The 23,904-nt window shown below is 48.5% G+C and carries 20 protein-coding genes and 1 pseudogene; all 21 read right to left on the bottom strand.

All coding sequences use genetic code 11. The annotated features are described in order from the left end of the window. Positions 1–4: 4 nt before the first annotated feature. The gene (locus ACLJTG_RS05010; protein ID WP_410958897.1) at positions 5–967 is read right to left on the bottom strand and encodes a glycosyltransferase family 2 protein; all 963 of its coding nucleotides are present in this window, start codon (positions 965–967) and stop codon (positions 5–7) included. Next, positions 960–2,300: a membrane protein gene (locus tag ACLJTG_RS05015; protein WP_021000487.1), complete on the bottom strand. Its 1,341-nt coding sequence runs from the start codon at positions 2,298–2,300 to the stop codon at positions 960–962. The genes ACLJTG_RS05010 and ACLJTG_RS05015 overlap by 8 nt, the downstream gene beginning before the upstream one ends. Next, complete coding sequence (gene rfbJ / locus ACLJTG_RS05020; protein WP_000887842.1) at positions 2,300–3,181, bottom strand: CDP-abequose synthase; 882 nt, start codon at positions 3,179–3,181, stop codon at positions 2,300–2,302. The genes ACLJTG_RS05015 and rfbJ overlap by 1 nt, the downstream gene beginning before the upstream one ends. Before the next feature lie 13 nt (positions 3,182–3,194). Further along, positions 3,195–4,508 carry a lipopolysaccharide biosynthesis protein RfbH gene (gene rfbH, locus ACLJTG_RS05025; protein ID WP_000126351.1) on the bottom strand — a complete coding sequence of 438 codons (1,314 nt, stop codon included), beginning with the start codon at positions 4,506–4,508 and terminating at the stop codon, positions 3,195–3,197. 26 nt (positions 4,509–4,534) lie between these two features. Next, positions 4,535–5,614, bottom strand: coding sequence for a CDP-glucose 4,6-dehydratase (gene rfbG / locus ACLJTG_RS05030; protein ID WP_000565902.1), 1,080 nt, complete (start codon positions 5,612–5,614; stop codon positions 4,535–4,537). Positions 5,615–5,618: 4 nt separating this feature from the next. Next, the gene (rfbF, locus tag ACLJTG_RS05035; protein ID WP_000648783.1) at positions 5,619–6,392 is read right to left on the bottom strand and encodes a glucose-1-phosphate cytidylyltransferase; all 774 of its coding nucleotides are present in this window, start codon (positions 6,390–6,392) and stop codon (positions 5,619–5,621) included. After that, positions 6,389–7,382: pseudogene (locus ACLJTG_RS05040) on the bottom strand (CDP-6-deoxy-delta-3,4-glucoseen reductase). The gene rfbF and the pseudogene ACLJTG_RS05040 overlap by 4 nt, the downstream one beginning before the upstream one ends. Positions 7,383–7,387: 5 nt before the next feature. Further along, complete coding sequence (gene rfbC / locus ACLJTG_RS05045; protein ID WP_410958898.1) at positions 7,388–7,939, bottom strand: dTDP-4-dehydrorhamnose 3,5-epimerase; 552 nt, start codon at positions 7,937–7,939, stop codon at positions 7,388–7,390. Then, positions 7,940–8,818 (bottom strand): glucose-1-phosphate thymidylyltransferase RfbA, encoded by an 879-nt coding sequence (gene rfbA / locus ACLJTG_RS05050; RefSeq protein ID WP_000857530.1) that lies wholly within the window; start codon positions 8,816–8,818, stop codon positions 7,940–7,942. It abuts the gene before it with no gap. 47 nt (positions 8,819–8,865) lie between these two features. Beyond that, the gene (gene rfbD, locus ACLJTG_RS05055) at positions 8,866–9,765 is read right to left on the bottom strand and encodes a dTDP-4-dehydrorhamnose reductase (protein ID WP_001023661.1); all 900 of its coding nucleotides are present in this window, start codon (positions 9,763–9,765) and stop codon (positions 8,866–8,868) included. Continuing rightward, positions 9,765–10,850, bottom strand: a complete 1,086-nt coding sequence (gene rfbB, locus ACLJTG_RS05060; RefSeq protein WP_000697846.1) for a dTDP-glucose 4,6-dehydratase — start codon at positions 10,848–10,850, stop codon at positions 9,765–9,767. Before rfbB ends, rfbD begins: the two co-directional genes overlap by 1 nt. A 376-nt stretch (positions 10,851–11,226) precedes the next feature. Continuing rightward, positions 11,227–12,120: a GalU regulator GalF gene (gene galF / locus ACLJTG_RS05065; protein ID WP_000981469.1), complete on the bottom strand. Its 894-nt coding sequence runs from the start codon at positions 12,118–12,120 to the stop codon at positions 11,227–11,229. Positions 12,121–12,297: 177 nt separating this feature from the next. Further along, positions 12,298–13,701 (bottom strand): colanic acid biosynthesis protein WcaM, encoded by a 1,404-nt coding sequence (gene wcaM, locus ACLJTG_RS05070; protein ID WP_023226691.1) that lies wholly within the window; start codon positions 13,699–13,701, stop codon positions 12,298–12,300. 10 nt (positions 13,702–13,711) lie between these two features. Next, positions 13,712–14,932 (bottom strand): colanic acid biosynthesis glycosyltransferase WcaL, encoded by a 1,221-nt coding sequence (wcaL, locus tag ACLJTG_RS05075; protein WP_023226692.1) that lies wholly within the window; start codon positions 14,930–14,932, stop codon positions 13,712–13,714. After that, entirely contained in the window at positions 14,929–16,209 is a 1,281-nt protein-coding gene (wcaK, locus tag ACLJTG_RS05080) for a colanic acid biosynthesis pyruvyl transferase WcaK (protein WP_198898270.1), read from the bottom strand. Before wcaK ends, wcaL begins: the two co-directional genes overlap by 4 nt. Before the next feature lie 21 nt (positions 16,210–16,230). Continuing rightward, positions 16,231–17,709, bottom strand: a complete 1,479-nt coding sequence (gene wzxC / locus ACLJTG_RS05085) for a colanic acid undecaprenyl disphosphate flippase WzxC (RefSeq protein WP_000058681.1) — start codon at positions 17,707–17,709, stop codon at positions 16,231–16,233. A gap of 132 nt (positions 17,710–17,841) precedes the next feature. Continuing rightward, positions 17,842–19,236, bottom strand: a complete 1,395-nt coding sequence (gene wcaJ, locus ACLJTG_RS05090; protein ID WP_000183163.1) for an undecaprenyl-phosphate glucose phosphotransferase — start codon at positions 19,234–19,236, stop codon at positions 17,842–17,844. Between the two features lie 53 nt (positions 19,237–19,289). Continuing rightward, entirely contained in the window at positions 19,290–20,660 is a 1,371-nt protein-coding gene (gene cpsG, locus ACLJTG_RS05095) for a colanic acid biosynthesis phosphomannomutase CpsG (RefSeq protein ID WP_114043198.1), read from the bottom strand. A 110-nt stretch (positions 20,661–20,770) separates the two neighbouring features. Next, positions 20,771–22,213 carry a mannose-1-phosphate guanyltransferase gene (cpsB, locus tag ACLJTG_RS05100; protein ID WP_000605946.1) on the bottom strand — a complete coding sequence of 481 codons (1,443 nt, stop codon included), beginning with the start codon at positions 22,211–22,213 and terminating at the stop codon, positions 20,771–20,773. Beyond that, complete coding sequence (gene wcaI, locus ACLJTG_RS05105) at positions 22,210–23,433, bottom strand: colanic acid biosynthesis fucosyltransferase WcaI (protein WP_079951308.1); 1,224 nt, start codon at positions 23,431–23,433, stop codon at positions 22,210–22,212. Before wcaI ends, cpsB begins: the two co-directional genes overlap by 4 nt. Further along, entirely contained in the window at positions 23,430–23,903 is a 474-nt protein-coding gene (locus ACLJTG_RS05110) for a GDP-mannose mannosyl hydrolase (protein ID WP_079951309.1), read from the bottom strand. The genes wcaI and ACLJTG_RS05110 overlap by 4 nt, the downstream gene beginning before the upstream one ends. Position 23,904: the final 1 nt, after the last annotated feature.

A 23,904-nucleotide genomic window follows, 5' to 3' on the forward strand; every position in this document is an offset into this window, starting at 1 on the left:
ATTTTTATTTACGCATTAAAACCGTCTTTATAATATATTTTATTTTTCTAAATAAAGGCACAGTTTTAGGGTATAGATAGAAAAACCTAAGCCCATATTTATATATAATTAAATCTATAAATGCACTATCGCAATCTCTTAAATAATTATTTGTAGCAAAATTTTTGGTTTTATCTTCATCGCCTATGAAGTTAAGTAAGAATAAACATGCTGATGCGCGAACTCTTTTACTTACACGGTGCTCTCTGGGATAAAAAACATCAAAGATTGTCGCAAGATTATTAGAAAAAACCTTATATAAATGATATCCACCTGAATTATCTGGCTCAGCCTCAATTATATTATTATGGATAACTGCGAACTCTCCACCCTGTTTAAGTAATGGCAATTGCCATGTTAAATGCATAAGATATTTTCCAGTAGTTTGCGGACTGAAAATACCAACGGCTTTGACAATTGCATCAGTTTTCTTACATATCATTCCAGAAATAAACGTGAACATAACTTTCACGTCTGAAATAAAATCTACATCATTTGTGTAGAATGACGTCCTCACATCAGCATTATAGTTTAACTCAGTCTTTGCTGCTGAATTTACATACACCATATCTAATGCAGGCCGGGACTTTAATATCGAAAAAACCTTCGAAATACCATTTTTGACTATTAGATCATCATCGCCAATCATCCAAAGATATTTTCCATTTGATAACTCAAAACATTTCTGGAAGTTACCATCCATTCCTAAGTTTTCTTCATTTAGATGATAAGTACTATTTCTTATTTTATCTAAGCCACTCTTGGCTATTCTTGCTGTTTCATCTGTTGAAGCATTATCACAAACAATAACCTCGAGTTCATCATGACAATAGTTCTCCTGTTGAATTATACTATCAAGTAAACGAACCAAACATGAAGAGCGGTTATATGTCGGAATAGCAATAGTAAGAAGAGGTTTTTTACTCATAAGAACTCTTGAATCTTTTAAAGATTATATAAGTTTGAGGAACAAAATATAACCACGTTAGTGCTGCATACATTAACATGTAGAACCTCGAGTACTCTAAATATGCAACAAACAACATTGTAGTTATAGTCAAGAGAGCCATTATACATGATGCCAATGTCATTTTTTCAGTTTTATGCGCTCTTATATAGGTTGCAAAGCAAGCTACAATGTGATTACCAATAATTGCTAAAGATAAAAAGAAAAAATCCTGCAATCCCAAAAACCGCTCGCCAATGTTTGAACCAGATAATTTCAATAACCATAATGAAATGTATACACCAGTTAATCCTGTCAAGACAAAAAAGGATGATTGCATTACTGCACTTTTGAACGATTTACTCAGTTCCGCAAGCTGTTTGTTGGAAACCATTACTCCCCATTTTGGATATTTAGTGGATATCCAAGCCAGGCCCGTAGCCATTACCATATTGCATAATGTTAAAGACATCCCTAACTGCCCTGCATATATAGCCCCGAAATATTTGAATGCAATGGGGGTCATAACAAAATAAATAAAATACCCTGACATCCAACTTAGAGCAATTCGCCATTGCATAGGAAATATTTCATTAACCCATGAAATACCACCTTCAGTATATTTATTTTTATGCCTTAAAGATTGCAGGAAAATTTTTTTAAAATACTTATATGAAAACATGGAGAATATGATAGTCCCTGAAATAGCTATTGCAGACGTAGCATATAGTCCAAAGCCACTAATAAGTAAGCTTACTGCCAATATACCAGCTAACAGCGACTGATACATTCTCATTTTATTCACATCAGTAATTAACCCACTCCCTTCAGCGACAGAAAGTACAGAAACAAGAAAAATATTAAAAGCTGTAACTATTGTTAATAATAACCATGCCCCTTGCCAAGGTACACCTAAGCCTTCTTTTTGCGTAAAAAAAACATACCCGATGGGACCGACTATTAATATTATTAGCAAAGCTATTACTGCATACCATTTTATTGCCAACCGAAATAACGATAGGTAACGTTGCTTATTTTTACTTTCACCTATAATATCTCGTTCAGAATAATCATATTTTAACGCTGACATTTCGTGGCTAGCGAATTGAATGATTACCGTTGATAGCCCCAATTCAAATATTATCTGTAGTGCCACTACTGAATTAAATGTATAATAATAGCCCTGTGCGTCTTTAGATAAATGGTGTGATATTAACATTATTAACAGTAAACCCGTTAATACAGATATTATCTTACCAAAAATAACATAACGAATTGCTTTATCTACACCTAACATTCTAATAATACGATTCATTAATCTTTCATACTCAACATTTTTTTCACACCCTTCTCAATAGAAAACTCGGCACTCCAACCTAATTGAGTCAAGAAAGAGGTATTTGCATGTGACTCCATAATCTCATCATCACGCATCGCAACTGCACCATAATTTATCTTACTACTACTATGCGTTTCTTTTTTTATTATCTCAAACACTTCTTTTAGCTCTATCGATTTTCCAGTCCCCACCTCGACATCATAGTGTCCAGCGTTAAAACCCTCCTTTAAAATTTTCAAATAGGCCGAAACAACATCGTCTATATAAATAAAATCTCTTTTCTGCCTGGCGATCGTACAATCAATATCTTCATTGTTTTTCATTTTTTTGATAATATACGGGATTATTTTACCTGCTTTATCCCTCTCACCGTAAACATGTTCTAAACGTAAATTTATAAAACAAACGTCTGGATGTTCCTCTACGTATATTTTTGATAGTTCTACAAAATGTCTTTTAGATGCCATGTAAGAACGCATATATCCATAGTGCTTCTCATATTTCCCAAAAAAAGAGTCAGTAGAAATAAAGAATTTAGTTTTAAGCGCTGGCATTAACTCAAGCAGTCTTGTTGGTAATAGGACATTACATTTATATTGTTCAGATATAGGGGTTCTGTTTCGACCATAGTCTGTTGCAATATGGACAATCGCATGAATATTCATAGATGATTGACATATTTTTTCTATATCTTGTATATTCAACCATTCAATCAAGGTATTGATAATCGTTGGCTCGGTTATAGGACGCTTTAATGCAATAATACTATAACCTTCCTTTATGAGACTATGTAGTAGATGGGTACCTACAAAGCTAGTAGCACCAGTCATTAGGATTTTCTTATTCACATCAAGCATCCTATTCTAAAAATTAGAAATTTAAACCAAAAAATTCTTCAAACTTACTTACGACATAATCTAAATGCTCTGTAGTCAAGCCTGGATAAATACCAATCCAGAACGTTTGATTCATTATACGGTCGGTATTTGTCAACTCACCCACTACACGATATTTCACATTAGCAAAATACGGTTGGCGAATCAGATTTCCAGCAAACAGTAAACGTGTACCGATTTTTGCTTCATCAAGGAATTTCACCAGTTCGACACGGTTAACACCGCTAGTTTCTTTCAGGGTGATAGGGAAGCCAAACCAGGATGGGTCTGATTTCTCTGTTGCTTCTGGTAATTCGAGGAATTCAGTGCAAGATTGCAAACCCTGTTTCAAATAGGAAAAGTTAGCTTTACGCTGCTCTACAAACTCTTCCACGCGTTCTAACTGAGCCAGACCACATGCTGCCTGCATGTCCGTGATTTTGAGATTATATCCGAGGTGGGAATAAGTATATTTGTGATCATAGCCTTGAGGAAGTGACCCCAATTGCTGACCAAAACGTTTACCGCAGGTGTTATCGCATCCTGGCGCACAATAACAATCCCGGCCCCAGTCACGGAACGACTCAATAATTTTCTTTAGTTCACCTGACCTGGTGAATACAGCACCACCTTCACCCATTGTGATATGGTGAGCCGGATAAAAACTAACGGTTCCGATGTCACCAAAGGTACCTACCATCTGGCCTTCATAAGTCGTCCCAAGGGCATCACAGCAGTCTTCAATCAACCATAAGTTATATTTATCGGCAATCCGACGAACTTCACTCAGGTTAAATGCATTACCGAGTGTATGAGCGATCATTATCGCTTTTGATTTCTCAGTAACTGCAGCTTCAATGAGAGAGGCATCGATATTATATGTCGGGATATCAACATCCACGAATACCGGTATTAAACCATTCTGGATCGCCGGGTTAACTGTAGTCGGGAAGCCAGCAGCGACAGTAATAACCTCATCACCAGGTTTGAGAGCACGCTCGCCTAATTTTGGGGAAGTCAGCGCAGTCAGTGCCAGCAAGTTTGCCGAAGAGCCAGATGTAGTCGTTAAAACATGAGGAACCCCAATAAATTCCCCAAGTTTTTTCTCAAAGGCATCATTGAAACGACCAGTAGTTAGCCATCCATCAAGAGACGCCTCAACCATCAATTGTAACTCTTTGGCACCAATAACCTTCCCGGAAGGAGGCACAACGCTTGTACCTGCAACAAAAGGTTTCGGGCTCAATGCCTCATTCGCATACTGAGCGACAAGCTGAGAAATTTGCTCACGCAGGTTATTTGCTGTCATTACTTTGATTCCTTAAACTTATTTTCTTAACGAGTAGTTGCAGACATATAGTCGCTGATTTCACGCTTTGAACAAATCAACATATCTTCGCCGCGAATCCATGCTTTATGCCATTTTACGATGCGACCAAGTGTTTCAGTCAATCCCCAACGCGGATGCCATCCTAATTGCATATTTGCTTTAGAGCAATCCAGTTTCAGATAATGTGCCTCATGAGGATGATTCTCACCATCCAGTAACCAGCTTGCATCATCACCCCAAAGCGTGACCATCTTGTCAACAATAAATTCGACCGTCTTCGCATCTTCATCACGCGGGCCGAAATTCCATCCTTCAGAAAACTTAGCACCTTCTGTATATAAGCGTTGCGCCACCACAATGTAACCAGAAAGAGGCTCCAGTACATGCTGCCATGGACGGATAGAATATGGGTTTCGAATAATAACCTGCTGGTTATTTTCAAATGAGCGTAGAATATCGGGAATTAAACGGTCTTTAGCCCAATCGCCTCCGCCTATGACATTACCAGCCCTCACAGACGCCAAACCAACGCCATGTTGCTCATAATTTGCAGGATTGAAGAATGAGTTCCGGAATGCAGACGCGACTAATTCTGCACAACCTTTACTATTAGAGTATGGATCGTACCCTCCCATGGGTTCGTTCTCACGATAGCCCCACACCCACTCACGATTGTCGTAGCACTTATCACTGGTGATATTTACGACTGCCTTTATGTTACCTACTTGCTTAACTGCTTCAAGCAAATGGACAGTACCCATAACATTTGTTGAGTATGTTTCGATTGGCTGTTCATAAGATAGGCGCACTAAAGGCTGGGCTGCCATATGGAAAACAATTTCTGGCTTAAATTCTGCAATAGAATTGCGCAGCTTTTCAAAATCACGAATATCGCCAATATGAGATTCCATAAGATCATTAAGATGCACTATCTCAAATAAACTTGGAACAGTTGGCGCATCAAGTGCATAGCCTTTTACAATTGCACCCATTTCAGTCAGCCATAGCGAAAGCCAGCTTCCTTTAAAGCCAGTATGGCCGGTAACGAATACACGTTTACCTTGCCAAAAATTTTTATCAATCATCTACTTACTCCCAGGTTTTCCACGGAGCTTTACCTTTTTCCCACAGCCCTTCGAGGTAAACTTTATCACGTAGGGTATCCATCGGCTGCCAGAAACCTGGGTGTTCAAAAGCCATTAACTCCCCCTGTTGTGCCAATGTCATTAATGGCTCTTGTTCCCAAGTTGTTGCATCGTTATCGATGAGATCGATAACCGATGGATTCAACACAAAGAAACCACCATTGATCATTGCCCCATCGCCTTTCGGTTTTTCCTGGAATGACCGGACCTGACCAGCTTGGATATCTAATGCGCCAAAGCGTCCAGGTGGAAAAGTAGCTGTTAAAGTCGCTTTCTTACCGTGAGCCTTATGGAAATCGATAGTCGCTTTGATATCAAGGTCGGCAACGCCATCACCATAAGTAAACAGGAAAGCCTCGTCATCTTTTACGTATTCAGCAACACGTTTCAGACGACCACCAGTCATTGAAGAATCACCCGTATCAACCAATGTGACATTCCATGGTTCAACACGTTTGTGGTGAACTTCCATACGGTTTTCAGCCATATGGAATGTTACATCTGACATGTGAAGGAAGTAGTTCGCAAAATATTCTTTAATCACATATCCTTTATAACCACAGCAGATAATAAAATCCTTGATACCATGCACAGAATACATTTTCATAATGTGCCAAAGAATAGGCTTGCCACCAATTTCTACCATCGGTTTTGGTTTTACAATTGTTTCTTCACTTAGTCTGGTACCAAGTCCACCAGCCAGGATGACCGCTTTCATAAATTACCCTCAATATTATTTAGATGCAGTAAATGCATCAGAATAGAAATGTTCTACAGAGAGATTTTTCATCATAAAGTCCTTTTTACTGGCATCGATCATCACAGGTGAACCACATGCATATATATCGAAGAACTCTAGAGAATCAAAATCATCCATCACGGCATGATGGACAAATCCCTTTCTCCCCCCCCATTCGGCGTCATCACCAGAAACAACAGGGATATAGTGAACGTTGTCGTACTGTTCACTCCACTGCTGCGGTAATGCAGAGTAAAAATCTTTACTATCTTGCATTCCCCAGTAAATGTAGATCTCACGACGACATTTCCCCTGAATGAGATGCTCAACCATTGATTTAACTGGAGCGAATCCAGTACCGCCTGCAAGGAAGATTATAGGTCTGTCACTTTCACGAATAAAAAATGTTCCGCAAGGCCCTTCAATGCGCATAAGAGTATTTTCTTGTAACTCCCCAAAAATGAGCGAGCTCATCTGACCATTGGGAACATTCCTTACATGCAACTCAATACCATTCGACTCATCACTATTAGCGATAGAATAACTGCGAGTTACACCTTTATAATGTAAATTGATATACTGCCCTGGAAGGAAGCCAATTTTTGCTGTTGGTGGTGTGCGTAACTTCAAAGTCATAACATCGCCTGAAACCAGTACAGCACTATTTACCTTGCATGGGACAATTTTTTTTGTCTGTCCAGCTAGTTCAGGAAAAAAATGCGCATTTAGCTCAAGGGCGGTTTTAGGTTTACAGCAGCAGGTTAGTATTTTATCACCCTGTCCAAAAATATTACCTTTGGAGTCAACAACTTCTCCCGCCAACAAATCGGACTCACAGATACCACAATCACCCGCTTTGCAGCTATGTTCAAGATGGATGCCAGCCGATAGCGCAGCATCGAGGATTGATTCATCCTCTCTACCGGAAAATTCAATATTTGATGGAAAAATCTTAATAATATGAGACACGATGCTTACTCTGTTAACAAGGCTTGATCCAGTAAAGGTGCTGCAGCATCTTTTGCTGAAAGCTCAGGCAGCTGAGAAAAAGGCCATTTAATACCTATTGTCTCATCATTCCATAGAATGCTACCTTCCGATGAAGGTGAATAATAATTAGTTGCTTTGTACAAAAACTCTGCATAATCACTGAGAGTAACAAAACCATGAGCAAAACCTTCTGGAATCCAAAGCTGTCGCTTATTCTCAGCAGATAGATTTACGCCAACCCACTGACCAAAAGTAGGCGACTCCTTTCGGATATCGACCGCAACATCAAAAACCTCACCGACAGCACAACGAACTAACTTACCCTGTGCATTTGCTCCTCTCTGAAAATGCAGCCCTCTAAGTACGTTCTTTTTGGATTTTGAATGATTATCTTGAACAAATGTAATTTTACGTCCAATCAACTTTTCAAAGGTCTGCTGGTTATAACTTTCAAAAAAGAATCCCCTCTCATCACCAAAAACTTTAGGCTCTAAGATCAAGACATCTGGTATTGCTGTTTTAATCACAATCATCACTTATAAACCTTTCACCATCGTCAGCAAATATTTGCCATAATCATTTTTTAATAATGGCCCGGCCAGTTCTATAACCTGTTGTGCATTTATAAAATTTTTACGAAATGCGATCTCTTCCGGGCAAGACACTTTCAGACCCTGGCGTTCTTCGATGGTTGCAATAAAATTACTGGCCTCTATCAAACTCTGATGCGTCCCTGTATCCAGCCAGGCATAACCGCGCCCCATCATAGCGACAGACAATCTTCCCTGATCCATATAGATACGGTTAATATCCGTGATTTCTAACTCACCGCGAGCGGAAGGCTTAAGATTTTTCGCCATCTCCACCACGCTATTATCATAAAAATACAGCCCCGTTACCGCGTAATTACTCTTCGGTTGTAACGGTTTTTCTTCCAGACTAACGGCTGTGCCATTTTGATCAAACTCAACCACACCGTAGCGCTCCGGATCGTTTACATGATAAGCAAAGACGGTAGCACCACTTTCTTTATTAACGGCAGCTTCCATTAACTTTGGTAAATCATGACCATAGAAGATATTGTCACCCAGCACTAATGCACAATCATCATGACCAATGAACTCTTCACCAATAATAAACGCCTGTGCTAAGCCATCCGGGCTTGGCTGTACTTTATATTGAAGATTCAGCCCCCACTGGCTGCCGTCTCCCAGCAGTTGTTGAAAACGCGGCGTGTCCTGTGGCGTACTGATGATCAGGATATCCCGAATGCCTGCCAGCATAAGCGTGGAAAGGGGATAGTAAATCATCGGTTTATCATAAATTGGTAGCAATTGCTTACTTACCGCCATGGTCACCGGATAAAGACGGGTGCCGGAGCCCCCCGCTAAAATAATGCCCTTACGCGTTTTCATTTCCATTTCTCATTCATAGAAAATGCCCTGATGGGCATTTAAATTTATCAGATGGTTGTCGTCGTAAACATTTCAGTCAGCATGCGCTTAACTCCTAATTCCCATTGCGGCAGAATAAGGTCAAAATTACGCTGAAACTTTTCAGTATTGAGACGCGAATTGCCTGGTCTGCTCGCCGGCGTCGGGTAGGCGCTGGTCGGCACAGCATTAAGCTCAGTCAGCGCAAGCGTTATCCCTGCTTTGCGCGCCTCGTCAAAGACTAAGGCCGCGTAGTCATGCCAGGTTGTGGTTCCCCCGGCAACCAGATGGTAAAGACCTGCGACTTCTGGATTCTTTAACGCCACACGGATCGCATGCGCCGTACAGTCAGCCAGTAATTCCGCACCGGTCGGCGCACCGTACTGATCGTTGATGACTGAAAGTGTCTGACGCTCTTTCGCCAGACGAAGCATTGTCTTTGCGAAATTATTGCCCTTACCTGCATAAACCCAACTGGTGCGGAAGATAAGATGCTTAGGGCAGTTATCCTGCAGGGCCTTTTCTCCCGCTAGTTTGGTCTTGCCATAGACATTCAGCGGCGACGTAGCGTCCGTTTCCTGCCATGGGATATCGCCGGTACCAGGAAATACATAATCGGTTGAATAATGCACTACCCATGCGCCAGTTTCGTTGGCCGCTTTAGCGATGGCTTCCACACTGGTGGCGTTAAGTAACTGCGCCAGTTCTGGTTCAGACTCTGCTTTATCTACTGCAGTATGTGCGGCTGCGTTAACAATCACATCGGGACGAAGCTTACGAACGGTTTCGGCAACGCCTTTCGGATTACTAAAATCACCGCAAAACTCTTTTGAATGGACATCCAGGGCAATCAGATTCCCTACTGGTGCCAGAGAACGTTGCAACTCCCAGCCTACTTGCCCTGTCTTACCAAAAAGTAAGATATTCATTACTGGCGTCCTTCATAGTTCTGTTCTATCCAACTCTGATACGCCCCACTTTTAACATTGTTTACCCATTGAGTATTTGCAAGGTACCATTCCACTGTTTTACGAATACCGCTTTCAAAGGTCTCCAGCGGTTTCCAGCCTAATTCGCGGCTAATTTTACCTGCATCAATGGCATAACGACGATCATGGCCCGGACGATCCGCGACATAAGTGATTTGTTCACGATAAGAAGTCGCTTTGGGTACAATTTCATCCAGCAGATCACAGATGGTAAATACCACATCGAGATTTTTCTTCTCATTGTGTCCACCAATGTTATAAGTCTCCCCTGCCTTGCCTTCAGTCACTACCATATGAAGCGCGCGAGCGTGATCTTCTACATATAGCCAATCGCGAATCTGATCCCCTTTGCCATAAATTGGCAAAGGCTTTCCTTCCAGTGCGTTCAAAATGACCAACGGAATCAGTTTTTCAGGGAAGTGATAAGGGCCATAGTTATTAGAACAATTGGTAACGATCGTTGGTAGACCATAGGTACGCCGCCAGGCACGGACTAAATGATCGCTGGATGCTTTTGACGCAGAATAGGGGCTACTTGGCGCATATGCCGTCGTTTCAGTAAATAACGGCAGCGTAACGCTGTTTTCAACTTCATCAGGATGCGGTAAATCGCCGTAAACTTCATCAGTGGAAATATGATGAAAACGGAAATTATTTTTTTTATCTTCGCCAAGCGCAGACCAGTATTTACGCGCAACTTCAAGAAGTACATAGGTGCCGACGATATTGGTTTCAATAAATGCTGCCGGCCCGGTAATCGAACGGTCCACATGACTTTCCGCAGCCAAATGCATCACCGCGTCCGGCTGGTACTGCTCAAAAATACGCGTTATTTCAGCGGAATCACAAATATCCGCGTGTTCAAAATTGTAGCGATTACTTTCAGAAATATCAGAAAGGGATTCAAGATTACCGGCGTAGGTTAATTTATCAATATTAACTACAGTGTCCTGTGTATTCTTAATAATATGGCGGACAACAGCTGATCCAATAAAACCTGCCCCGCCAGTAATAAGTATCTTCACTTTTCTATTCCATAAGGCGTATTTAATGTGGTATTTAATTTGCCAATAAAAATTAATTGCTCAAGTCGTTACACACGCTACCGCCCCTGGCTCATCAGCTACCAGTGCACTGCATACATATCGACTTGTTACAAACCTTGCCCAGCAGGGCAAAGCTCACTAAAACTTAAACGCTAATTGTCTTATTAATTGCATCCGGAAACAAGGATTAATCTTATAAAATCAGCATTAAAATGCTCCAGATAACCCCTTGTTACTTAAGCCCTTTATACAAAACTAAAACGGCAGTCAACACTCGTTTCAGCCAACTTGCCGCTTCGAATGTTCACTGCCGTTATTATGTTTATCACCAACCATTTATCACGGTTGTTAATACTTATTCATGCAGAAGCTGCTCTATGCTCTTACGGAACTTCGCTCCTTCTTTCAGGTTGCGCAGCCCGTACTTCACAAATGCCTGCATGTAGCCCATTTTTTTACCGCAGTCATAGCTGTCACCCGTCATTAGCATCGCGTCAACCGACTGTTTTTTCGCCAGTTCAGCAATGGCATCGGTGAGCTGGATGCGGCCCCAGGCGCCCGGTTCGGTTCTTTCCAGTTCCGCCCAGATGTCGGCTGAAAGCACATAACGGCCTACCGCCATCAAATCGGAATCCAGCGTCTGCGGCTGATCCGGTTTTTCGATAAACTCCACAATCCGGCTGACTTTGCCTTCATTATCCAGAGGTTCTTTCGTCTGGATAACGGAATACTCCGATAAATCACCTTTCATGCGCTTCGCCAGCACCTGGCTGCGACCCGTTTCATTGAAACGCGCCACCATCGCCGCAAGGTTATAGCGCAGCGGATCGGCGGTAGCATCATCGATAATAATATCCGGGAGTACCACAATGAAAGGGTTATCGCCCACGACCGGACGCGCGCACAGAATAGAGTGCCCCAGCCCTAACGGCTGCGCCTGGCGAACGTTCATAATCGTCACGCCCGGTGGGCAGATAGATTGCACTTCCGCCAAAAGCTGGCGCTTAACGCGCTGCTCAAGAAGTGATTCAAGTTCATAAGAGGTGTCGAAGTGGTTCTCAACGGCGTTTTTAGACGCGTGAGTCACCAGCACGATTTCTTTGATCCCTGCAGCCACAATCTCATCGACAATGTACTGAATCATTGGCTTGTCGACGATCGGTAGCATCTCTTTTGGGATTGCCTTGGTGGCAGGCAACATATGCATACCCAACCCCGCTACCGGTATAACTGCTTTCAAATTCATCATTGTTTCTTCCACCTGTAAAATGGTTGCTGAATTATAGCTCTTTAGCTTGTTTTCGCCAGCATGAATTACTCTGCTGCCAGGGATAATGATGGCACGCTCTACATTACGTCTTAGTCGGCACCATGACATTAAGTATGAACAACTTTTTCCCAGGAATTTTCGTAAAAATAGCGGTACTTACCCTCCCCGCTTCGGCAGCGAAAAATTCACTGCTTCGACATTCACGGTTTGGTGATTAATCCTGTCGATATCCACGGAACTCTGCCCGTTTTCATTGATGGCATGAACATTAGCGAGGGAAAGCAGCGTGTCCTGGCGGGCCATAAATTGACCACGGACATCTTTACGCAAATCGAAATGCATTTTTAACGCCGGGCCAATCGCTGAAGTTTGCATCACGTTGATATTACGCAGAAAGAGGTGCTGCGGTTGATTATGCAGTTCCAGCGTAGCACGCGTCATCCGTACATTGGTGATGGCGACAAAAGAGGGGGTGTTGCCGGAGGAAATTTGAATGCCGCGTAATTTATAAGCAACCTGGCGATTATCCAACCGAATAGCGTTTAATTTAAAGTTTTGCGGAATTGACAGGTATTTTCCTTTAACGACGCCATAGCCGATGAGCATCCCGGCACTATTCGTCATATCAATATTATCAATGACGAAATTATCACAGCCATAAATTGCGATCGTTGCGTTATCAATACCCGCATTTTTACTGAAATCGGGCGTGATGTTTTTGGCTTTGACATTGCGAATGACGAAATGTTTGCCATTTTCTACGTGCACAAGCTGTCGGCAATCAGATCCGGTAATATTGGCCACCACAAAGTTTTTTACTGCCTGGTCTTCAGGATAACTGTTGTCATAGGTGCTACCCGCCAGCCCGATGCCGATCCCCCAGTTGATTTTGCCATTGGTACAATCAATGCGTTCGATGACATGATCGGAAATCAGGATGTCGCGGTCGTGAATCGCGACATTCCACTCAATGGCGTCCCCCTGCAAATCGCTAAAGCGGCTATGCGTAATCCGCGCGCCGTCCATTTGGTTATGAAATCCCTGGCGGAGAATGGCGTAGTTGGCGTGGGTAACGGTGATGTCATCGATAATGAGATTACGCATCACCTGCGGTTCCTTACCGCCGATGAAAATTTGCGCGACGGGGCCAAAGCCGCTCATCGTCACACCTTTAATCACACAGTCCGACCCGCGAACATCCAGCGTCACATTGTGCAGACTGCCGCCCTGCTCCCCCACCACCTGACACCCGTCCTGCAAAATAAACCGTCCCCGGCCATTCCCACGCACCGTGCCCTGTACCCGCAGCGTTTTTCCCGCCGGAATCGTTATCGCCACATTGATATTTTCACACACCCATCCTGGCGGTACGACCACGGTCTGTCCGTCGGCGAAGGCCTGTTTGAACGAGGCAATACCGTCATCCGCCGGATAATCCTTAATATCGACGGTCTGGCGAGGTTCACGCGCCTGTACCGGCAAGGCGCGCAGAAAAGGAAGAACAGCAAGCGCAGAACCTGCCGTCAGGAGGGTACGTCGGGAGAATTTAGTCGCGGGCATACCACCTCGTTTATATCGTTTGTAGCAGGCTGGCTAACTGGCGATTAATCGCCTGCTGATTAAAATCTTGCGCCACTTTTTCACGGGCGCGCGTGATCACCGACTCCAGCGTGTCGTGGTCAATCCGGCTGAACTCAGCGAGTCGGGCCGCCAGCGCCTGCGCATCGTTTTCCGGCACCAGCCAGCCGGATTTGCCGGCCTCCACCAGTTCCGGAATACCGCTATGCACGGTAGATACCACGGGAATCCCTACCGCCATCGCCTCCATCAGCGCTACCGGAATACCTTCCATATCGCCATCCGTACCGGTAATCGACGGCAGCAAAAAAACATCGGCGTCATCCAGCATCGCCTTCACTTCATGGCTCGGTTTAAACCCCGGCATCTCAACGACATCCTCTAGCTGATACTGCTCAATGATCGTGCGCAGCCGACGTTCCCACGGGCCAATCCCCAGAATGCGGTAGCGAAACGCCACGCCCTGCGCTTTCAGTTGCCGACAGGCTTCAATCGCCACATGCAGGCCTTTTTTCTCGGTCAGGCGCGCGACGGAAATCATCTCCAGCGGCATCCCTGGCGCTTTCACCGGACGATGGGAAAAACGCGTCATGTCGACGCCCATGCGCGAAACGGCAATCTTTTCCGGCGGGCAGCCCATACTTTTCAGGCGACCGGCCCACAGATCGCTGATAGGCAGCATCAGATCGCCACGACGAAACAGCTGCTGATACTCCGGCGTGTAATGACTGAGTACCTCGCGACTGGAAATATCAATCCCGTGGAAAATAGTCGCGATTTTGCCGCGAAGCACGCCCAGTTCGCGTAGTTTGGCCGCCGTCACGCCCGCCGGACCAAAGTGTGCGATGAACACATCCGCCACAAAAGGCTGGCTCACCTGCGCGCAAATCGCGGAAAGGATCAAATTGCGTGATTCATCGCCATAGCGGGTAAAATTGAGCGCTTTCCAGGTCGCCGCCCGATGCAGCCCCGGCAGCGTTTTACATGCCCGGTAGCGCAGTTTCGCCAGCCGTCCCTGGGGCTCATCCTGTAACCAGCGGGTTTTCGCCGCCAGGCCATACTTCTCCCAGGCGGCGTGAGTATGTTGGGTATCGCCTTTTTGTAACGCGACAATCTCGACCTCATGGCCCATATCAATAAACGCAGTAATCTGATTCAGCACAAAGGTTTCCGATGAGAGTGGAAATTTCAGCAGAAAAAAGCTGACTTTCATTGTTCCTCCCGAATTCTGTCGAGAACGGATTTGATCATCGTGAACCCTTTCGCCCGCTCCTCGGTGACGGCGTTAGCCACTTTTGCCTTTAGCGCAGGCAATTGATTGAGCGTATCGGCCACCACGCTTTGTAATGAACCGTTCAGCAAGTGACGGATATCGATGGCCAATTCCGCCAGGCCTAGCTGCTGCATAATCCCGGCGGATTTATGTTCATAATTAATGGCGATAGCGGGCGTGCCAAAATTCATGGAGATAATGGCGGAATGCAGGCGCGTCCCGATGGTCAGTACGCAGGATGCGAGGATCTTTCCGATTTCCACGTCATTGAGTTCGTCCATCGCGATATGGAAATGCTCTGAGTCGTTTACATACTTCGCCATCCGTAACGCAACCATCCGGTCATCGCGGTTATAGCGATCGATACTGGTGCAGGTTGACAGCGCCAGTACCTGATAACCGTCCGCAATCAGGCGATTCACGACCTGGGCAAATGCCTGCTCATAGACCTGCTGAGTGGTGCCCAGGCGTTTATCAAACGGCTCCAGATCGCGCAACGTAATCGCGACGGTTTTGCGGCGCGCGGTGACGTCCAGCCAGTGCTGCACAGCATAACTGGCGACAAACTCGTCGTGACGGCGTTCGACTAACCAGGCGGTATCCACCCCCTGCTCCACTTTCCGGGTATCGATCTGCGCGGCGGTCATCAGATCGCGGCTGACGGTTTCACGCAGGATCAGCGCACTGGTGCGCCCAAAAACATAATTGGCGAGCTGGTTAAAGTCAGGATTCTGGAAAGGGCCGACGCTATGTCCCACCATATAAATTGGTTTGTTCGCCATAAACGCGCACAGCGGATATTCAAAGTGAGTCAAACCATATAAGTCGACATAGTTTGAACCACCCACCTGAATGACGGCGTCATACTGCGCAATAAATTGCGCGAATTCGGCAAATTCCGGCGCGATAGCAAAATTACGCAGCGCTCCTTCCAGGGCGACTTTAGACAATAAAATTTTATGCTGAAAACGACGGCGTAATATTTTTTTCACCCGACCGTTAAGCCCTGCCGCCGCCTGCTGTTTCTGGCTTAACTGATACAGCGGGTCGGCAATAATCGGGCGCCCCTGCAACCAGGCGGAACTCACCGGGAAACGGCTCATCACATCCATCTCCGCCTCTGGCGCCTGTTGACGGATGGCATCAAGCAAACCGCGCATAATGGCGCTATCACCACGGTTGCCGCATGTGTGGTTGCCTAAAATTAATAATTTCATAAATAGCCTCTTATATCCCCGTCATCCGACACGTAATAACTTTTTCAGTTTTGCACTGCCAACAAGCTGATTTTTAATTTCCATCACCAGCGCATTGCGTGAAAAAATAATCATTAAAATAAAACTCAAAATACCGACCATAACCTGTAGTGCGAATACCCCCGACAACGGTAAATAACCGTCGACCAGCTTTCCTGCGCCGTAGCTGGTAATAAATGTTGGCAATGAGAGATAAAACGGTAGCCACAGGCTGAGAATATACTGACGATAGCTGGAGCCGAGTACCGGCTTAATCATCACGAAATAGCTCAGAATGGTGTTGATGATTTGTACCACCAGGAACCCCAGCGTCACGCCAATCGCCCCCGCCAGATGGCCGCCAATGAGAATTGCCGGGATAAACAGAAACGTTTTAAAGACGTTGAACTTAAAGCTGATATCCACGCGCGCTTTCGCCATCAGCAGCGAACCAATCGGGTTGCCGACCGAGCGCAGCAGCCCCACCACGCACAGCAATTGCAGGATCGGGATAATGCTGTTCCACTTCTCGCCAAACACTAACGGCACAAAATTGTTCGCCACTACCATCAGGCCCAACAGCGCGGGAAAATTGATAATTCCCACCACGGAAAGCAACTTATAGAAGTTGACGCGCAGCTTCTCGGTATCGTCCTGGATTTTGGCGAATGCCGGAAATAGCACGCGAGTAATGATGGGGTTAAGTTTCGCCGGCGGCACAACCGCCACGTTGTACGCGAGGTTATATCCCCCGGCGACGCTTGCGCCGAGAATTCTCGCCAGTACCAGCGTCGATAAATTCGTGTTGATGTAATTGACGATACTGTCCGCCGTCAGCCACGCGCCAAAACGCAGGTTCGTGGACACCGATGCCAGCGAAAAATGCAGCCCCGGACGGTAAATCTTGCGGCCAAAGTAACCAAACAGCAGCGTCCGCACCGCGCTGTTCACCAGATAGCCGAGAATCGCGGTTAACGCCAGCGGCCAGTAATGGGCGCTAATCACCGTAAAGGTGAACCCCGCCAGCACGGAGGTCGTTTCGATCATGCCGATCTTATTGAACTCCAGCTCTTTTTGCATCAGCGCGCGGAACTGCTGCCCGTGAGGGATCACGATAAACGCCAGCGACAACGTTTTGATTAACGGCGCAAGATCCGGATTATGCAAAACATGGGCAATCGCATCGCTCAGCCAAAAGACCACCGCAAATACCACAATCCCAAGCCCAACGTTTAGCCAGTAAAGCGTGGTCAGCTCCAGATGCCCAATCGTTTTACGCTGGATAATCGAGTTCGCGATGCCAAAGTCCGAGATCGTGTCGGCCAGCGCGATAATCACCAGCGAGACGGTCAACAGGCCAAACTGGTGGTTGTCGATGATCCGCGCCAGCACCGTCATCTGAATTAACCCCAGACCGATAATCACTATCGTGGCGATAGCCGACCATTTAGCGCCGCTGATCGTTTTTTGTCGTAAACTCATTCTTTTCTCCAGAACCTGTTCACAAGGCATCATTGGCGCAGCCAGATTGAATACGGACAGCGCGGAAAAACCGGAGCGTACACGCTGCCCTGGTTCAATATGGCAAGTAAAATAGCCTTGTGGGTCAGGTTCTTAATACGCCGCTTTATTAACAAACCCTTTAAAAATCGTCAGAAAAACGATTTTGATATCGAACCAAATACTCCATTCGCGGATGTATTCCAGGTCGAATTCCACGCGTTTTTCCATTTTCTCCAGCGTATCGGTCTCACCGCGCCAGCCATTAATTTGCGCCCAGCCGGTGATGCCCGGCTTCATCTTGTGGCGTAGCATGTAACCTTCAATCAACTGACGATACTGTTCGTTATGCGCCACCGCGTGCGGGCGAGGACCGACGATGGACATCCCGCCGGTTAATACGTTGATAAACTGCGGCAATTCATCCAGCGAGGTACGACGCAAAAAGTTACCTACCCGGGTGACGCGCGGATCGTTTTGCGTCGCCTGGGTAACGACCTTATCGTTCTCCATCACCTTCATTGAGCGGAACTTCCAGACTTTGATCGGCTTGCCGTCCATCCCGTAGCGCGTCTGACGGAAAATCACCGGCCCGGGCGAGCTCAATTTGACCGCCAGCGCAATGCAGCACAGTACCGGTGAGATGAGCAGCAGAATCAGCGACGCCAGCACGATATCTTCTGCCCGTTTAAGCAGACGGTTAATCCCTGACAGCGGCGTGTCATATAGCGGAACGACCGGAACGCCGCTCATCTCCTCCACGCGCGAGTGGAGAATATTAAAGGTGAACACATCGGGAATAAGGATCACCGAGCAGGTGGTGTCGGCCAGCTCGCGCACCAGTTTTTTCACCATGGCGCCGTCGCTCATTGACATGGCGATATAAACATTGTGAATTCGCGAGGCTTTCGCATCGTCAATTAACTGCTCGAAGTTCCCGGCCCAGTCAGCAGAGACGCCGCCCGGTTTGGGATCGTGATAGACGCCCACCACCTCAAAACCCAGCCACGGCTCATTACGGAAGCTATCCAGCAACGCCTGGCCCGCAGGCAAATCCCCGGCGACGGCGACCCGGCGAGTGTTATAACCACGATTGCGTAGCCAGCCCGCGCCGAAACGAATAAATGAACGGCATAACACTAAGCCCAGGCTGGACAGCGCATACCAGGCCAGCCAGGTGGCGAGGCGGTTGTCAAAGTCATCATTAAACGCCACCAGACCGGCGCTGAAGATCAGGCTCAGCGTCCAGTTTTGCAGTAACAGCGTTAACTCTGTCGACATTTTGACGCCGCGCCAGGAGCGATAAAAATCGGTCATCCCGCCCAGCATTTGAAAAACAACCAGCGTAATCAGCGCCACCAACAGGTGCATGTACAGGAATGGCAGTCCACTGACTTCACAGATGAACCACAGCCCGCCAAACATGATGGTGATATCTGAAAAGCGTTGCACCATAGAGATTAACGATGCATTGGTTTTGGCTCGTTCGCGCTTTTTTAGATTTGTCATCGTTGTTCCTGTGATTGGCCCCTTACCCGCAGGCGGTAAGGGGAGATCTGACGTTACTGATTCAGCAGCGCCAGCAGAGTGCGTGTTCGCGCTTCCATCAGCGGAATATCGCCGCGTGATTCCACATTCAGGCGCACCACCGGTTCGGTGTTTGACGAGCGCAGGTTGAAACGCCAGTTGGCGAACGACATGCTGAGACCGTCCGTGCGGTCCACTGCCTGCGCCTCTTCCGCGAAGTGCGCTTCCACCCGCGCCATGGCCGCCGCCGGCTCCGCCAGCCTGCTGTTGATTTCCCCGCTCGCCGGGAACGCCGCCATCCGGTCGCGGACCAGCTCACCCAGCGACTGCCCCTTCAGGCACACCAGCTCCGCCACCAGCAGCCACGGGATCATCCCGCTGTCGCAGTAGGCAAAATCACGAAAATAGTGATGCGCGCTCATTTCCCCGCCATAAATGGCATCCTCCGTACGCATCCGCTCCTTGATAAAGGCATGTCCGGTTTTTGACATCACCGGCGTCCCGCCCGCCGCCGTCACCACTGCCTCCGTGTTCCAGGTCAGGCGCGGGTCGTGGATAATCTTCGCCCCCGGGTGTTTTTCCAGAAACGCTTCCGCCAGCAGCCCGACGATGTAGTACCCCTCGATAAACTGCCCTTTCTCATCGAACAGGAAGCAGCGGTCGAAGTCGCCGTCAAAGGCGATGCCCATGTCCGCCCCGTGTTCAATAACGGCCTTGCGGGTGTCGTCGCGACACTCCGGCAGCAACGGGTTGGGAATGCCGTTCGGGAAGGTGCCGTCCGGGGTGTTGTGGATTTTGATGAACTCCACCGGCGCGCCCAGCGCCTTCAGGCGTACTTCGATGGCGTCAATGACCGGCCCCGCCGCCCCATTGCCGGCGTTAAACACCAGCTTCAGCGGGGTGAGATTTTTAACGCTGATATAGCCGAGCAGGTGGCCGATGTAGGCGTCGCGCAGGCTGATTTGTCTGTAGCTGCCGCGCGCGGCCTCGTTCACCGGCGGGAAGTCGCCCGCTTCCGCCAGACGCTGAACGTCGCGCAGACCGGTGTCGCCGCTTATCGGGCGGGCGCCCTCGCGCACCAGCTTCATACCGTTGTAGTCCATCGGATTATGGCTGGCGGTCACTTCAATACCGCCGTCCACGCCGAGGTGGAAGGTGGCGAAGTAAATCTCTTCGGTGCCGGACATACCGATATCCAGCACGTCGACGCCCGCGTCCTGTAACCCTTTCGCCAGCGCCAGCTTCAGCGCCTCGCTGGTCAGGCGCACGTCGCCGCCCAGCACGATGGTTTTCGGTTTTAAATATTCGCCGTAAGCGCGGCCAATCCGCCACGCGATATCTTCATTGAGCTCTTCGCCCAGCCTGCCGCGAATATCGTAGGCCTTGAAACAGGTTAATTTTGTCATGTTCTTACCTTTCTTCAGGCAACAGTTAGCCCTGACCGTAAATGGCCAGCATCGTTATTGTTATTCATTGCCGGATGGCGCGTTGCGCTTACCGGGCATAATTGCAGGCGTCAGACCCGCCCGTAACGGTCCTCGAACCGCACCACGTCGTCCTCTTCGAGATACGAGCCGGAACGCACTTCAATTAAATCGAGCGGTATTTTTCCCGGATTTTCCAGGCAGTGGGTCGCCCCCAGCGGAATATAGATGGACTCGTTTTCACCGAGCAGCTTAACCTCGCCGTTGATGGTGACTCTGGCGGTCCCCGCCACCACCACCCAGTGCTCGGCGCGGTGATGGTGCATCTGCACCGACAGTCCTTCCCCCGGCTTGACGGTAATGCGCTTCACCTGATAGCGCTCGCCCGCGTCGATGGAGTCGTATTTGCCCCACGGACGGTAAACCTCGCGGTGCATGTGGTGCTCATGGCGTCCGTCGGCCTTGATCTTCTCCACCACCTTTTTCACGTCCTGCACCGCGTGGCGATCGGCAATCAGCACGGCGTCTTTGGTCTGCACCACCACCAGATCCTTCACACCGACGGTGGTCACCAGGCCGGATTCGGCGTAAACGTAGCTGTTTTCCGTTTTATGGCTGATGACGTCGCCGTGGTGGACATTTCCCTCCGGGGTGTGGGCGCTGATTTCCCACAGCGAGGACCACGAGCCGACATCGCTCCAGCCCGCGTCCATTGGCATCACCACCGCGTCCGCCGTCCGCTCCATCACCGCGTAGTCAATGGACTCTTCCGGACAGGCGAGGAAGGCCTCTTCATCCACACGAATGAAGTCAAGATCCGGATCGACGCCGCGCATCGCCTGTTCACAGGCGGCCAGAATATCGGGGCGGAACTTTTTCAGCTCTTCCAGATAGCGTCCGGCACGGAACAGAAACATGCCGCTGTTCCAGTAGTAATCGCCGCTGGCGACGTAGGCCTGAGCGGTTTCCAGCCCCGGCTTCTCAACGAACTGCGCCACCTCAAAAGCCACCGCATCCGTCGCGCCCGGCACGACATCACCACGCCGGATATAGCCATAGCCGGTTTCCGGCAGATCCGGCACGATACCGAAGGTCACCAGTTTGCCCGCGTCGGCATAGGGCATGGCGCCGCGCACCGCGTCGCGGAAGGCCTCTTCATTGGCGATCGCATGATCCGCCGCCAGTACCAGCATCAGCGGATCGCAGTCCGTATGCTGGCGCGTCGCCGCCAGCGCCGCCAGCGCAATCGCCGGCGCGGTATTGCGCCCGGCGGGCTCAAGAATAATGTTCTCCGTCAGCTTATTGAGCTGGCGGAGCTGTTCGGCAACGATAAAACGGTGCTGTTCGTTACAGATCACCACCGGGCTTTCGCACTCCACGCCGTTCAGACGGCAAATGGTGGTTTGCAGCATGGTGAGATCGCCTTTCAGGCACAGAAACTGTTTTGGATAAAGCACGCGAGAAAGCGGCCACAATCGGCTACCGGAGCCACCGGCCATCACAACCGGGTAAAGTTTTGTCTGACGCATTATCATCCCCGAATATCTGCAATAAATTGGCGTAGCACGTTCTCTTTATTGAGCGTGCGTTCGGCGTATTCACGTGCCGTCGTGTTGTTTTTCGGCATGGCGAGCGCCTGGCTAATCCCGTTGACCAGCGCGTCGGTCGACTCCGGTTCCACGCAAACGGCGATGCCCGGATAGCGCGCGCAAAGTTGTCCTAATTCGGTGTGCGGCTCAGCGGTAATCACCGCATTACCGCCGACCGCCAGAATGTTAGTCAGCTTGGAGGGCAGTACCGCATCCGCTGCGCCGCGCTTTTGCACCACCAGATGGCAGTCGCCCATTTTCAGCAGCGCGGGTAAGGCGTCGTAAGGCTGCAGCGGGAGGAATTTAATATTTGGCAGGCCGCGTTCGCGGGCCATGTTCTCCAGCCGCGCCTTGCCGCCCCCCTGGCCGACAATCGCAAAAATCAACGGTCGATCGCGTAATCGTTCCGCGACGTCAATTACCTTTTCCAGCCCTTGCTTTTCGCCGATATTGCCGGAATAGAGCACAATTTTTTTGCCCTCTGGCAAGCCAAGCTGCTGACGCAAAGCCGTCACGTCAGCGTCATTAACGTCCTGAAAGCGCGCCACTTCCGACCAGTTCGGAAAAAAGAGGATTTTTTCCGCCGCGACGCCCTTTTCCCGCGCTTTATTCATCATGGAGCGAGAGATGGTCGAAACATTATCAACGTTACGCAGCGCGCTGCGTTCAAAGGCCGTCGCTAACCGCGCTACGCTGCCGCGCTTGCCTTTTCCCGCCATTCCTAAGCCGAGCATGGCGTCCACTTCGTAATCCTGAATATGCAGTACGGTACGCGCGCCGGAGAGTGTCGCCAGCAGGCGCATTCCCGGCGTACAAAAGAGCGTCGGTACAACGCCGATAATCCGATCCGGCTTCCAGCGACGCTGCGCCATCAGTGGGAAAAAACTGCTCAATGCAAAGCTCCCCAGATGAAGCAGTCGTTTTAAGGTGGAGGGCTGTTTCGGCACATACAGCGGGCAGCGCCAGACGGTAGCCTCGCCCTCTTCCCGGCGATAGCGCCAGGCGGAATAGCGCTCGCCGACCTTCCACTGCGGGTAGTACGGCGGCGCAGTAATGACCCGCACCTCATGGCCTTCCCGCGCCATCCACGCCACCATTTCGCCGGTATATTTGCCGATACCGGTCAGTTCCGGCGAATAGTTAATGCCATAGACCAGGATCTTCATAGGCCCACCGCCGGCGCGTCAGAAGAGAAGTAGGCCCGACTGTTCTCATGAACATTGTCGCTTGCCAGAAGCTGTTCCGGCGTCAGCCAGCGGTAACTGCCATGCTGCGCGTCAGGCAGGAGTAAATCGCTCTCCGCCACGCGCAGACGAAAGCCGAGCACGATGTAGTGAGTTGAAAAATCCTCACCGGAAAAGTTGTCGTCATAGAAGTGCTGCCAGACGCCATAAAACGTCCCTGCCGCCAGCGGCAGACGCACGCCCAGTTCCGCCTGCGTCAGGCGTGCAAAGGCGGCCTCCAGCGTTTCGTCTTTGCGCACCCGTCCCCCCGGCACAAACCAGTAGCCCTGCGCCGGACGGTTGAGACGCTGGCCCAGTAAAATTTCCCCCTGGCCGTTTTCCACAATGAAATCGAGGGAGATGAGGGGCGTGGCCCGCACCACGGCGGCGAAATCTTCCTGACGTAAAAACATT

It is taken from the genome of Salmonella sp. SAL00672 (assembly GCF_046552175.1).
Lineage (GTDB): Bacteria > Pseudomonadota > Gammaproteobacteria > Enterobacterales > Enterobacteriaceae > Salmonella > Salmonella enterica.